Here is a 13658-nt window from a genome sequence, read left to right on the forward strand (position 1 = left end):
CTTATTTTAATGTAGCAGGCTGTTTGTTGAGTCTTTAGAGCATAAGCAAAAATTCACTTGCTCTATTAGCTCAGGTAAAAAATGATAGCGTCTTGCAAATGATACAAGTTCAGAGGAAGTTTTAATGTAATGATGCTTACTCACTTTTTGTATATCGTAATGAGTATGCTTAATTAGTGAAGAGAGTGTTAAGTGTACTTCGCATAGCCATTTGCATGCATTTTCAGGCTGTTGCATAGCTATATAGGTATCAGCTAAATTATGTGACGCAACAACAAGTGCGGGTATACAGTGCTCAATAGCATGAATGACAGTGTTATTAATCTGAGCATATAAAAACTGCTGAAGAAGATGATCTGCAAGTGTTTTAGCTAATAAGTATTTATCGCGGGCTTCGAGAAGTGCACCTTGTTCAAATGCATAATTACCTTGCATTATATTCGACTGCCAAGGGCTTAATGCTTGATCAAGATAAAGTAAATCTGATTGGGGTTGTTTTTGACTTGAGATCATATAATCATCTGCACGTTTATTTATGAGTGTGTATTTAACTTACACACCCACAAAACTAAATGCAAATGATTTTCATTAACTACCTAGCGAAGTCTAATAATTCCTGCCCTGTTAAGCGATATATAATCCATTCGTTTTGTGGCTTTGCACCAATGCTATTGTAAAAATCGATAGCGGGTTTATTCCAATCAAGCACTACCCATTCAAAACGACCACAGTCATTACTAATGGCCTTATTAGCTAAGTGTTTCATAATGGCTTTACCTGCGCCATTGCCACGGCTATCTGGGCTTACGTATAAATCTTCAAGGTATAGGCCATTTTTACCTAACCAGGTAGAGTAATTATAAAAATATACCGCAAAACCAATTGGCTCATCACCTTCTAAACAAATTATGCTGTGCGCAGTTGCACCTTCACTAAACAGAGTATCTAAAATTGCCTGCTCGTCTGTTTTTACTGCATCAGGTTCTTTTTCATATATGGCAAGTTCGGTAATAAAGTGCAAAATTGTTTTTGCGTCACTTGGTTTTGCATCACGTATTATAACGGGTTGGCTCATTGTATTTTTACCTTAAATATACTGCTCTAATTTATCTTTTAAAATATCTAATTGAATAGGTTTACTCAAGTAGTCATCCATTCCAGCGGTTATACAACGCTCTTTATCTGAGTTCATTGCATTTGCGGTGATAGCGATTATTTTAATGTTTTTATGCTGTATGCCCGCCACGCCTTTACGAATAGCAACGGTTGCAGCAAAACCATCCATAACAGGCATTTGGCAATCCATAAGTACGAGCTTAAAGTATCCTGAATCATGCGCTTCTAATATATCAATCGCTAATTGGCCATTCTCAGCAATGGTAACGTCACAATTAAGCTTCTTGAGCATTAATCTAGCTACCTGTTGATTAATAGGATTATCTTCTACCAGTAATATTTGGGAAGATTCCTGCACCTTTTCTTTTTTAAGTGACGAAATATAGCCTGACGTAACAAGTGGGAGCGTCTCGCCTGCATCATTACTCGTTATAACCGACAGTGCAGAAATTAAATCGGCAGTGGTTACTGGTTTAGGGAAATATGCCTGAAAGCCAGCATCAGAATAACGCTGCGCGCCTTCCATACCAGCAATACTGGTCATCATTACAAGTGGCATTGATTTATAATGTTCATGTGCTTTTAGTGCTTTACACAGCTCTATACCATCCATTCCTGGCATTTGCATATCAAGCACTGCAATATCGTACATGCAACTTTTATCTTTATATTGCTGCGCACACATATCAAGTGCTTGATGCGCATCACATGCAAGTGCAACCTTAGCGCCCCAATGTTCAAGCTGTTGTGAAATTACAATTCGATTTGTCTCGTTATCATCAACAACCAGAACGGTTAGCTCTTCCATATTAATATTTGGAATATAACGTTCTTTTTGATCACCCGGAGTTAGCATTATAGTGGCAGTAAAGGTACTCCCTTTACCGGCTTCGCTAGTGAGAGAGATGGCTCCTCCCATTAGCTCACAAAGCTGCTTACAAATAGCCAGCCCTAAGCCACTGCCTCCATATTCACGCGTTGTTGATGCATCGACTTGAGAAAAAGGAGTAAATAATTGCTCTTGTTTTTCTAAACTTATTCCTATGCCTGAGTCCTTTATACTTACAACAAACTCTAAACCTTGAACTACTTTATTAATTTTCGCGCTTACAACCACCTCGCCTTTATTCGTAAACTTAACGGCGTTGCTCAATAAATTAGTAATTACTTGGCGAATGCGTCCAGGATCGCCGCATAACTGCGAAGGTTCCAGCGCTACCAGATCCAAAATAATTTCAATACCTTTATCTTGAGCTGTAAATGCTTGTGCAGCAGCAACTTCACCAATTAAATCACGTCCATTAAAGTTAATCTCTTCAAGCTCGATTTTACCTGCTTCAGCTTTAGAGAAATCTAAAATATCGTTAATTACACCCAATAAAGAATGTGCACTTTTTTTGGCTATATCTACTTTTGTTTCTATTGGTTTAGATAATGACTCTAATTGAACAAGTTCTAGCATACCGAGTACGCCATTCATTGGCGTTCTGATTTCATGGCTCATGGTTGCTAAAAACTGACTCTTAGCAATAGCTGCATCCTCTGCTTTCACAAGCGCAACTTTAAGCTCTTCACTAATTACTTTTCGTTTTTGAGAAACTAAAGTACTACCCACTAAAGTAGCTAATGATCGAAGATAGGTTTCTTCACTTTGCGTCCAATAGTGGTGCTCGCCAACGGTTTCAGCACATAAAATACCTAAATTACCATCGCCTGTTGCTATAACGGCACCAAGCATAGATTTAATGTTTAGTGGTTTTGCATACGCTTCTATAAAATCAACAGTTGCCGGGTGAGTATAAACATCATCAATAGCCACTAAATTATGCATATAGATGGCATCATAATAAGCAGGGTAATCTTTGGCTGTTAAAACAGCATCTGTATCTACAAACCCTTGACCATCTATATATAAACTTTGACACGCCATTGCGTCTCGTTGTTCGTTAAAAATCCATACCGAAGCACGTCCAACATTTAGCACTTCACACATAGATTTAACCGCTAGCTTTTTAACTTGCTCTACATCACTATTTTGTACTTCAGGTGCAACCGTAAGCGCGGCTAAGTTTTTGTTATACCTGTTGGCTTTTTCGCTTTCAAGTTCAAGGCGTTTATGTGCATCGATACTTTGAAATGAGCCAAAAACACGCACACATTTACCATCTTTAAACTCTGTTTGCCCCATCGATTTAACCCAGCGCTCCTGCCCTGTATAAGTTAAAATAATAAGTTCAACACTCCAACTCTCTCCAAGCGTAACAGCGCATTCAAACAGAGTATTTATAGTATCTTGATGTACGCCAGGTTTATAAAACTCAATGGCAGTATCTATATTCGGTTCAAAATCTTCAGGGACCTCATGAATCACCTTAACCTCATCAGACCAATAAAGCGTTTGCGCTTCTAAGTCTATTTCCCATGCGCCAATTTGCCCTTGTTTACTCATTGATTCTAATAGGCTTTGCTGACGGCTTATTTTTAATTGTGTATTGTAACGTTCTGTAATATCTAAAATAAATCCATCTAAATACAATATATTGCCATCATCTGCGTAAATCGCTTGGCCTTTTTCGTTTACCCAATGCAAAGAGCCATCGCGGGCTTTAATTCTATACTCAACAGACCATGACTGCTTAGCGCTAACACAACGGACAATTTCATCTTTTATTTTTTGAGAATCGTCTTCACATATTAAATCAAAGAAGCAAAGGTCTTCATTGTGTATCAACTCATCGGGTGAATAACCGGTAATTTCACTCGCTTGCTCGCTCATGTAAAGCATGCTTAATTTGTCATCAAACTTACATCTATAAATAATGCCAGGGATATTTGATACCAAAGATGCAAATCTGTCTCGGCTTCCTTGTAGCTCAAGCTCTGTAGATTTTCGATCTGATATATCTAAATGCGTACCGATCATGCGTTTTGGAGAGCCATCGGTATTCCACTCAACTATTTTTGCAGTATCGAGAACCCAAATCCAATGCCCATTTTTATGTTTCATGCGGGCTTCACTAACATAATAGTCAGTCTCGCCGGAAAAATACGCTTGAAGTTTTTTCTCCGACATAGCTAAATCATCAGGGTGAGCGTAGGTATACCAAGTATCTATAGTACAAGGTTCAATATCACTGAGCTTGTAACCTATAATCTCGGCCCAGCGGTTATTAAATGTCACATTTTTAGTATCAATGTACCAATCCCAAATACCCACTGCTGTTGAGTCAATCACTAGTTGTAGCTGTGTTTTGTGCTGTTCAAGCTCTAGCTCTTGTAACTTAAGCGCTGTAATGTCGGTACGAATAGCAATATAGTTTTTTGGTATACCGTTTTCATCTAAAAATGGTGCAATGGTGGTATCTACCCAATAAAAACCACCATTTTTAGCTTTATTACAGATTTGCCCGTTCCATACATCACCGCGTTTAAGCGTTTTGTACATATTTTTAAAGAATTCTTTTTCGTGTTTACCTGAATTTAAAAGGCGATGGTTTTCGCCTATTAATTCATGTTCGTCGAAACCACTGATCTCACAAAATTTCTTATTTACAAAAGTAATAGTGCCATGTAAGTCAGTTACCGCAACAATGGCATGTTCATCTAATGCACTTTTTTGTTCTGCTAATTGTTTTAATGCAATTTGAAGTGCCGAACGTTGTTTTTGTAATATACTTTGTTGTTCTTCTTTTACGGCTACTAACTTACGTAAGCCTAATGAAAGCTGATTAAATTCAATGCTATCGTTTATTATTGGAACTTTAACTAAATCGCCTTTTGTAATATTTTCGACAATTTTAGCTAAGTTAATTAAAGGCTGAGACAGCCGGCGACCAAACCACCACGACAACGTTAATATCAGCAGTAAGGCACCTGAATTAGTTAATACAGCGAGCTGCTTATAATAATTAGCACCTTGTAGTGCAACTTCTTTTGGTTTTGATACAAGTAGCTGCCAGCCAGACTCATTTAAAAACTCTAATGAATTAATATACCCATATAAAGTGACTTCATTTTTATCAATATAAGAAAAAACACGTTGCGTTGGTGAGCCATTTTGAGAGAAAAATGATGGCTGGGTATCGTCTGAAATATTACTTTTTTGAATTTTATTATTGTGCATAACATAAAATGTTATGTCTTTATTAGCAGCGTGTATTTTACTTAGATTATTTAATAAGCCATTTAAATTTATATCTGCAAGCAATATTGCTTGTAGCTTATTTTCATCATTTAATATCGGTAAGCCAATAATATGATATTCACGCCCTGAGGCAGTCATTGACTGGAATTGAATTTTTCCTGTATTTTTAATACCCGTGCGTATGTCGTCAAAGCGTTGATCTTTAATAATATTAAAAAAAGGTGATAAAGATCGTGAGTTAACGAGGTTTATATCTATAAGCTCTACATGATTAACAAAGTCATACTGCTCAATAAACTGATTAATTAATTTTTGTTTTTTATTGGGGCTGATATCAAATTGTGCCCTAAGCAAATATAAATCTTTAACATGGTCTGCAAACCAAATATCAGCAAATTGCTTCCCTATATTATTAAGCTCGTTAAGTTCAGTGTCTGCATTTTGTTTAAGCGTGCTATTTACATGTTCAAGACTAAACCACGTAAGTATACAAAGTGGCCCTAAGGCTATAATTATAAAGGTTATAATTAACTTACTTCGTACAGACTGTCCTTTACCTGTTAATTCACCAAAGTTTAAACCTTTGTCCATGCTTAATATCCAGCAACTTATAATCATTTAATATTACTTACATTAATGCACTAAATATATAAAGACGCAAGTTTTGAGAGGTAAACTCCTTAAAAACTGGGTATTTAGCGTTACAATCTTAAATTCACATTTTTTAAAAAATACGCTTTTATTACTAACTTATAATTACGCTTGCTTACGCTACAACTTCTGTAGCTGTTTTAAACCCCTCGTGATATAAGCAGTATTTAATCAATGCGTTTGAGGGCATTATGGCGCACGATCACTCACATAGTCATGTAGACGACAACCAAAGCAATAAACAGCTCACCGTCGCTGTGGTTATTAATGTATTGCTAACCGTAGCCCAAGTTATTGGCGGGATATTTTCGGGCAGCTTGTCACTTATAGCCGACGCCCTTCATAATTTAAGTGATGCTGCCGCTATATTTATAGCCTTGGTTGCACGTAAAGTTGGTAATAAACCTGCTGACGCCACTCATCATTTTGGCTATAAACGCGCTGAAATACTTGCCACACTTTTTAATAGCAGTACATTAATATTAATTGGCGTGTATTTAATTTTTGAAGCCATTTCGAGCTATTTAAACCCTCAACCAATCAATGGCTGGATAGTTGTGTGGGTGGCAGCAATAGCGTTGGTAATTGATTTAGCAACCGCATTTTTAACCTACCGAGCTGGAGCAAATCACAGTATAAATATAAAAGCGGCCTTTATTCATAACGTATCAGATGCAATGGCATCTATTGTTGTTATTATTGCAGGCACCTTAATTATTTTATACCAATGGTATATTGTTGATTTAATTGCCACTGTGCTTATTTCTATCTATGTAATTTTTCACGGCATTTTACTATTAAAGCAAAGCTGCAAAATTTTAATGCAAGCAGCGCCTAGCAACATTGATACACACGCAATATCACATGCTATTAGTAATGAATTTAATATCGAATCGGTAGTTAGTATTAAGCTTTGGCAACTGGATGATAAAGAAAATTATTGTGAGCTTGTTATTGGCACTCAGCACTTAATTAATTTGCCAGCAGTAAAAAGCTTTTTACACGACAATTTTAATATTAGAAATTGCATAATTGAAACCCAATCTATTGCAAATTAAAGCCCAATTTAATGTTCTTAATAACAAGCTAAACCAAATACATAACTATTTAATTGAAAACAGCTCGTATTATCATTTACAATATTGCCATTGACTCATAATGAGATACCGTTTTTGAAACTTTGGTTACGTAGAATTCATCTAGGCCTTGCCCTTATTAGCGGACTATTTTTATTAATAGTGAGCTTAACCGGTGCTGTTATGATTTATGCAAAAGATATACAGCACTTAATAGAACCTGCAAAATGGCAAGTAACACCACAAGAAAATTTAATGCCTTACGATGAACTTATACAAAATGTACGAGCTCAAACTAAGCAAAAAATCACTTTTTTTATGCCCGAACAATCGCCAAACGCCGCATGGCAATTTAGGTTAGCCAATAAACACTACGCCAGCGTTAACCCCTACTCAGGGGATGTACTAAACGTCTATGAATCAACAGATACGATTTATGGGTTTGCTATGGGATTACATCGTTGGCTGTTGTTTGAAAACAGTAAGGGTGAAAAAACCTTTCGAAATTGGATGTCCGTGTGTGCATTGCTACTTTTAATAAATGTATTACTCGGCTTTTATTTATGGGTAAAGCCCAAAAACAGAGTTAAACGTTTAGCTATAAAACCAAAAGCCAAATTTAGAGTGCTCATGTATCAATTACATACAGTGCTTGGTGTTTACTTTTTTATACCGCTTATGCTTATTGCCTTTACTGGCATGGCATTTAACTGGAAAACACAAACTCAATCTGTATTAGAGTTTGTAATGTTTAACAAAGTAGAACAAAGACCTAAAGCGCCAAAAATAATAGCCCCTTCTCAAGCTGCGTTAAACTACAATGAAGCTATTAAAAATGCAGAGGACGCATTTCCGGATGGTAAAGTATATAGAATTTACTTACCTAAAAAAGATGACGAAGCAATTGCACTGAGAATGCAAAACCCTGGCGAAAGCCACGCTTACAGCTGGGTTTGGACTAACCCATTTACTGGTAAAGTATTAAACTCATTTGACGCCAGTAAAACCAACTTCACAACACAAGCATGGAACTTTAAGTATAAGTTTCACATTGGTGATTTTGCAGGTCCTATTGTGCAGTTTTTATGGTTATTAATAGCCCTTTCACTCGCATTTTTTATTGTAAGCGGTGTATATTTTTGGTTAAAACGCCATAAATGGAAATAAATCTCATTAACACTTGCGTCATTAGTTGATAATAATTACCATTACGTAAATTATTATCAACTAAGACACCCCATGTTAAAAACTTCGCTTTGCCTTATTGCTGTTGCAATAAGTACTAACACGTTAGCAAATGAAAATAATAAAAATGAATACACTTCTGACCAGTTAGAGCATGTCATTGTATCTGGCAGCCGAATGTCAGAGAACATTGACGAAGTACCCGCCTCGATTACCGTTATTAATCAGCAACAAATACAACAGCATTTAAAAGTAAGCTCAGAACTGGGAAGTTTACTCGCGCAAATGGTTCCAGGGCTTGCTCCCAATACTGGCAGTTCAAGTAATTCAGGACAAACACTACGCGGCCGTGCGCCATTAATAATGATTGATGGCGTACCGCAATCAACCCCTCTTCGTAATGGCTCTTTAGGCGTAAAAACGCTTGATGCAAGTGCCATAGCGCGCATTGAAGTCATAAAAGGCGCAACGTCTATTTATGGTAATGGTGCCTCAGGTGGCATTATTAACTACATAACAAAACAGGCTCGCAGTGATGGTAAACCGGAAGGTGAAATAAGTATTTCAAGTCGCTTTAGTGCTGTTAAATTAGCAGAAAGTGGCGGCGGTAGAATAGCGGCTGCAGTAAACGGAAAGCTCGATAAACTAAGCTACCTGTTAACGGCAAGCTATGAAGAAAACGGCGTACAACGCGATGCAGAGGGCGATATTTTAGGCTTGCAATATGGTTTATCTGATTCTGAAACTCAAAACTATTTTACCAAACTAACTTATGATTTTGACGACGAAAAGCAACTGCAGTTTAGCTATAACTTTTACAGCTCACAGCAAAAAACTGATTTAGGCGATGTTACAGGCGATGGCAATATAGGGGAGAAAACATACGCTATACACGTCCCCTTAGAGCTTCAAAAACAAGGTAAACCGCAAGGCCCAGAAGGCAACGAAAATATAACCTTAAAATATGTTGATTACGCGTTGTTTGAAAACACACAAATGACCCTCGATCTGTATAAACAAAATATAGAAAACGTATTCTTTTTCTCAACCGCTTTAGCCAATCTTGATGAAGGTTATAGCGGTGGTCAATCGGTTATTAAATCAGACAAGCATGGTGCCAGAGCTACATTTAATAGCCAGTTTGATTTTGATAACGTAACAGCCACCCTAATCTACGGTATTGATGCCTTAAACGATAAAACATCGCAACCTTTAGTAGATGGCCGTGTGTGGGTGCCAGAAATGGACATGGAAAGTGTGGCAGGCTTTTTACAAACCAAATGGGTAATAAACGACGACATTATTGTAAAAGCGGGTGTAAGAAACGAAAGCATTGATTTGAGCGTAAGTGACTACCAAACGCTAAAACTTTGCAAAACCGTATCACAATGTTCAGTACCATTAAATGTGCGTGGCGACACCATTAATTACGATGCAACAACCTATAATGCCGGTATTAAATATAACTTAACAGATGCCTTTAGCCCGTTCTTTAGTTACTCACAGGGCTCTGATATTTCTGATATTGGTCGCTTACTTCGCGCTGCAACCGTTGACGACATTGCACTTATTCAAACACAAGCCTCAATAATCGACAATTACGAAGTTGGTTTTACCTCACAGTTTGAAAACGTACGTTTTGAATTTGCTCTTTACAGAAGTACCTCAGAGCTTGGTACAAGTAATGAGTATAATGAAGTAACAGGAGTTTACGAACCTGTACGTGCGCCACAAGAAATATGGGGTTACGAAGGGTTAGTTAATTACACTATTACCCAAGACCTTAAGTTAAGCGCCACATACAGTTACGTAGAAGGTAAAAACACCGAAGCTGATGACTATCTAGGCGCAAGTCAAATTAGCCCACCTAAAGCAACAGCGAATGTAACGTGGCAAACAAATGACGAACTATCTCTTGCAATGAGCTTTTTATATGTAGGCGACAGAAAGCGTTTTGATAAAAATGCGCAAGGCCAATACTCTGGCGATCAGGGCCCTGTTAGTAGCTACAACACATTTAACTTAAGTGGCCAATACAATGTTAACGCTCAATGGAGTGGGTATTTTGGAATAGAAAACCTATTCAATAGTGATTACTACCCTGCCCGCGCACAGGCTTACACCTACGGTGGATATAACATTAAAGGATTAGGCACAACCGCAACGCTGGGTGCTAAATATCAATTTTAACAAATAAACGCACGTAATAGGCATGCCCTGCATGCCTATATGCTTAGCAAATCCCACATAAATAAACATCTCACTTTTTATCTAGCAATCATGATCTTGTATTAGATGCTAATGCAAATAAAAAACTGTCCATAAACCAAGCAGTAACGCAAACTTAAATAAGAATCAAAACCAATAGTAACGCAATGATTTTTATAGAGAAAACTTGCAATATAGGCTATTTGTACTACACTGCATACAATTGAAATAGTTAAGGCGATTTATCATGAAAGGTAATCAAAAAGTAATCGATGCGTTTAATACATTGTTAGCTAACGAATTAGCAGCAATCGATCAGTATTTTATACACTCGCGCATGTATGACGACTGGGGTTTAAATAAGCTATACGAGCGCCTTAACCACGAAATGGAAGAAGAAAAAGATCACGCAGACTGGCTTATTAAGCGCATCTTGTTTTTAGAAGGTGTACCAAATATGACTAAGCGCCGTGATTTACTTATCGGTAACGATGTAAAAAGCATGATGCAAAACGATTTAACACTAGAGCTTGAAGTAGTTGCGTGTGTTAAAGACGTCATCGCAATATGTGAAGAACAACAAGATTATCAATCTCGTAGCATTTTAGAAAAGCTGTTATTTGATACCGAAGAAGACCATGTTTACTGGTTAGAGCAACAACTTGGCTTAATTGATAAAATTGGTTCTGAAAATTATCATCAAGCACAAATGGCTTAGTAGGAGCATATTATGAAAGGCGATAAAGACGTTATTGCAGCACTTAATAAAGTACTCGCTAATGAGCTTGTTGGTATTAACCAATACTTTTTACATGCACGCATGTTTAAAGATTTTGGTTTCACTCAACTAGACAAAGCAGATTACAAAGTATCAATTCAAAAAATGAAAAATGCTGATCGTTTAATCGAACGTATTTTGTTTTTAGAAGGCTTACCAAATCTTCAAGACTTAGGCCGATTACGTATTGGTGAAAACAGCGAAGAAATGATTGCAGCTAACATGAGTTTTGAACTCGATACTATTGATGAGTTACGTAGCGCAGTTAAACTGGCTGAAAACAAAAAAGATTATATTACCCGTGAAGCTCTTGATCACATTTTAAATGAACAAGAAGAGCAAATTGATTGGTTAGAAACCCAACAATTACTTATTAAAAATACGGGTATTAAAAACTACTTGCAGTCTCAACTGTAAATAGTAGTAGATATAAAAAAAGCAGCTATAAGCTGCTTTTTTTATATCTAAATTTTATATGTAATTAAGCAACTTGATCCGTTACATTCGCAATCTGAATAAGTCTGCGATTAAGGATCTTTTTAGTACAACCACAACACTTACCGCATTGGCTGCCTACTTTAAGCTCTTTAGTTAATTCACGCATGGTTGTTGCACCATCGTCAATTGTTTGCTCAATTTTTTTATCAGTCACACCGTGACATAGACAAATATACATGAATACAAACCACTCTCAATTTCATTTAGTGCGTACATACTAATCTAAACGAAAATGGTTATCAATTGTTATTTGAAAAAATGTAATATTTTAAACTTTTTTTGTGGCCAGTGCCACATAAGTCGGGAATTCGCGGCAGCTTGAGAATAGTTTGAATTTTAAACAAGGTGTGGCACTTAGATTGAGATTTATTAATTAGAGTTCACCTTAAATCTAAGTAAGATTAGGTTTAGGTAAATATTTGAACGGTTGCAAATTAATTACATTGAGCCTTTAAAAACCTTAATGTGTAAATACGGAATTTACGGGTCGGTTATTTCCGGTTTGTGCCAGTGTAGGTCGGATAAGCGAAGCGCCATCCGGCACAGTAAAATACCTTGCCCCAATTATTATCAACATCTTATGTTGTCGAATGGCTGGAGAGTGCCATAAGCGGTCAGTTGTAACCTTAGTCACTTGTTATGTATTGGACTTTGCCAATACTACATTTTTGTTATAGAAATCCACTGCAAAATCCGTTGCTTTAGAAATGAAATGATAACCAATCATTGCTACAACTTCATATTGTGGACTAGAATCGTCCATCCCAAATACTTTGTAAGCAGATGGATGGATAATTTTAGAACTTAGTTTATAGAAAAAGTTATAGTCTTCCTGATATCCATGTGCCTTTGCTAAGTGATGCATACGGAAGCTATGTGTTTCAATGTTTTCAAACGGAGATTTATCCAGCTTTTCTTCGGCTATGCTTTTATCACTATCAGAAAGTTCATACCCCACTGCTTCACATTTATTCATAAATGCATTATTTAGTTCATCTATATCACTGCCCAACTGAGCAAAGAATCTTTTCATGGAATACTCATTTTGGTTTACTTCAATAAGTATTAAATACAGCTCAAAAATATTGCGACTTGCTAGGGTTAGGATCGAACCATTATCCAAGTTTTTCAACCACAGTAATATTTCATTATTTAATGCCTTAAATAAGTGCATATTTAGCAAAAATCTGTCACTTAATGAATCTGGTTTTCCCATTGAGGTAGCAATGAAAGAAAGGTCTTTATAGCACTCGTCAAGCATATCTTCGATTTTTTTCTGATCATTCAATTTCATAAAAACCTATTAACATGCTCAAAATGTCGGCGAACCACCAACAATACATAACGAGACTGTAGAATGACTCTAACAGCCAAATTCAATTAAAAAATGAGTTCCTGTAATTAACTCTAAGCGTTTCTAAAGCATTAGGTAGTGCGTTTGGAACTCATAAAACAAGCTGTTTTTATTTAAAAGAGTAATTTCCCAGCCTTAAAACCACCTTAAGCGGTAAAATATTGTAGGCTAAAACATTGAACGAAGTAAAAATAGTCAACGGTATTTTGACCGCTTGAAGACCTTATTAGAAATATGACACTCCTAGCCTTTACCTCTACAAGCTTGAGCCCCCGCAGTATTACCAGACCTATAACCTCTTGAGTAATTTTCGTCGTCCCAATCACCTTCGACCATCGTAGCTCTAATTTTACATGTGGTGTTGTAACCTTCAGCATATCCATCACTGTAGCCAGTATCGAATCGTTCATCGGAACTTGGCCCGCATCCTTGTAAAGCAATAACAGGTACGAGCATCAATATAGTTTTAAGATTAAACCTGAACATTTATACCTTCCTTTGCAAATACTTTTAACAGCTTATTGAACACCATTTTAGTGGTTTATAACAGACCAAAACGGCGTAAATTAGATACCATGATAATGGTATCTATCATTTCATTGGTAAACAAGTAATTAAAATAGTGTTACTTTTCACCAAAAGGGCGAT

At 36.7% G+C, this 13658-nt stretch carries 11 protein-coding genes; 5 read left to right on the forward strand and 6 right to left on the reverse strand.

Features of this window, described 5'->3' with window-relative positions:
* Positions 1-6 precede the first annotated feature (6 nt).
* From GQR45_RS02020 to GQR45_RS02030, 3 genes are all read right to left on the reverse strand, one after another.
* Entirely contained in the window at positions 7-513 is a 507-nt protein-coding gene (locus GQR45_RS02020; protein ID WP_165724967.1) for a hypothetical protein, read from the reverse strand.
* 79 nt (positions 514-592) lie between these two features.
* The gene (locus GQR45_RS02025; RefSeq protein WP_165724968.1) at positions 593-1075 is read right to left on the reverse strand and encodes a GNAT family N-acetyltransferase; all 483 of its coding nucleotides are present in this window, start codon (positions 1073-1075) and stop codon (positions 593-595) included.
* A 12-nt stretch (positions 1076-1087) separates the two neighbouring features.
* Positions 1088-5851 carry a PAS domain-containing protein gene (locus tag GQR45_RS02030; RefSeq protein WP_165724969.1) on the reverse strand — a complete coding sequence of 1588 codons (4764 nt, stop codon included), beginning with the start codon at positions 5849-5851 and terminating at the stop codon, positions 1088-1090.
* 251 nt (positions 5852-6102) lie between these two features.
* On the opposite strand from GQR45_RS02030, the gene GQR45_RS02035 reads away from it, so the two are divergent.
* From GQR45_RS02035 to bfr (GQR45_RS02055), 5 genes are all read left to right on the forward strand, one after another.
* Positions 6103-6969 carry a cation diffusion facilitator family transporter gene (locus GQR45_RS02035; protein ID WP_165724970.1) on the forward strand — a complete coding sequence of 289 codons (867 nt, stop codon included), beginning with the start codon at positions 6103-6105 and terminating at the stop codon, positions 6967-6969.
* Between the two features lie 114 nt (positions 6970-7083).
* Positions 7084-8154: a PepSY-associated TM helix domain-containing protein gene (locus tag GQR45_RS02040; protein WP_165724971.1), complete on the forward strand. Its 1071-nt coding sequence runs from the start codon at positions 7084-7086 to the stop codon at positions 8152-8154.
* A 72-nt stretch (positions 8155-8226) separates the two neighbouring features.
* Positions 8227-10362 carry a TonB-dependent receptor gene (locus tag GQR45_RS02045; protein WP_165724972.1) on the forward strand — a complete coding sequence of 712 codons (2136 nt, stop codon included), beginning with the start codon at positions 8227-8229 and terminating at the stop codon, positions 10360-10362.
* Between the two features lie 265 nt (positions 10363-10627).
* Positions 10628-11098: a bacterioferritin gene (gene bfr, locus GQR45_RS02050; protein ID WP_002958985.1), complete on the forward strand. Its 471-nt coding sequence runs from the start codon at positions 10628-10630 to the stop codon at positions 11096-11098.
* Between the two features lie 12 nt (positions 11099-11110).
* Positions 11111-11575 (forward strand): bacterioferritin, encoded by a 465-nt coding sequence (bfr, locus tag GQR45_RS02055; protein ID WP_165724973.1) that lies wholly within the window; start codon positions 11111-11113, stop codon positions 11573-11575.
* Between the two features lie 64 nt (positions 11576-11639).
* On the opposite strand, the gene GQR45_RS02060 is transcribed toward bfr (GQR45_RS02055), so the two are convergent.
* The 3 genes from GQR45_RS02060 to GQR45_RS02070 form a co-directional block, all read right to left on the reverse strand.
* Positions 11640-11834 carry a (2Fe-2S)-binding protein gene (locus GQR45_RS02060; protein WP_165724974.1) on the reverse strand — a complete coding sequence of 65 codons (195 nt, stop codon included), beginning with the start codon at positions 11832-11834 and terminating at the stop codon, positions 11640-11642.
* 459 nt (positions 11835-12293) lie between these two features.
* A complete protein-coding gene (locus tag GQR45_RS02065; protein ID WP_165724975.1) occupies positions 12294-12950 on the reverse strand; it encodes a hypothetical protein in 657 nt (218 codons plus the stop codon).
* Positions 12951-13253: 303 nt separating this feature from the next.
* The gene (locus GQR45_RS02070; protein ID WP_165724976.1) at positions 13254-13496 is read right to left on the reverse strand and encodes a hypothetical protein; all 243 of its coding nucleotides are present in this window, start codon (positions 13494-13496) and stop codon (positions 13254-13256) included.
* Between the last annotated feature and the right edge of the window lie 162 nt (positions 13497-13658).

It is taken from the genome of Pseudoalteromonas sp. SA25, from assembly GCF_011378705.1.
Lineage (GTDB): Bacteria > Pseudomonadota > Gammaproteobacteria > Enterobacterales > Alteromonadaceae > Pseudoalteromonas > Pseudoalteromonas arctica.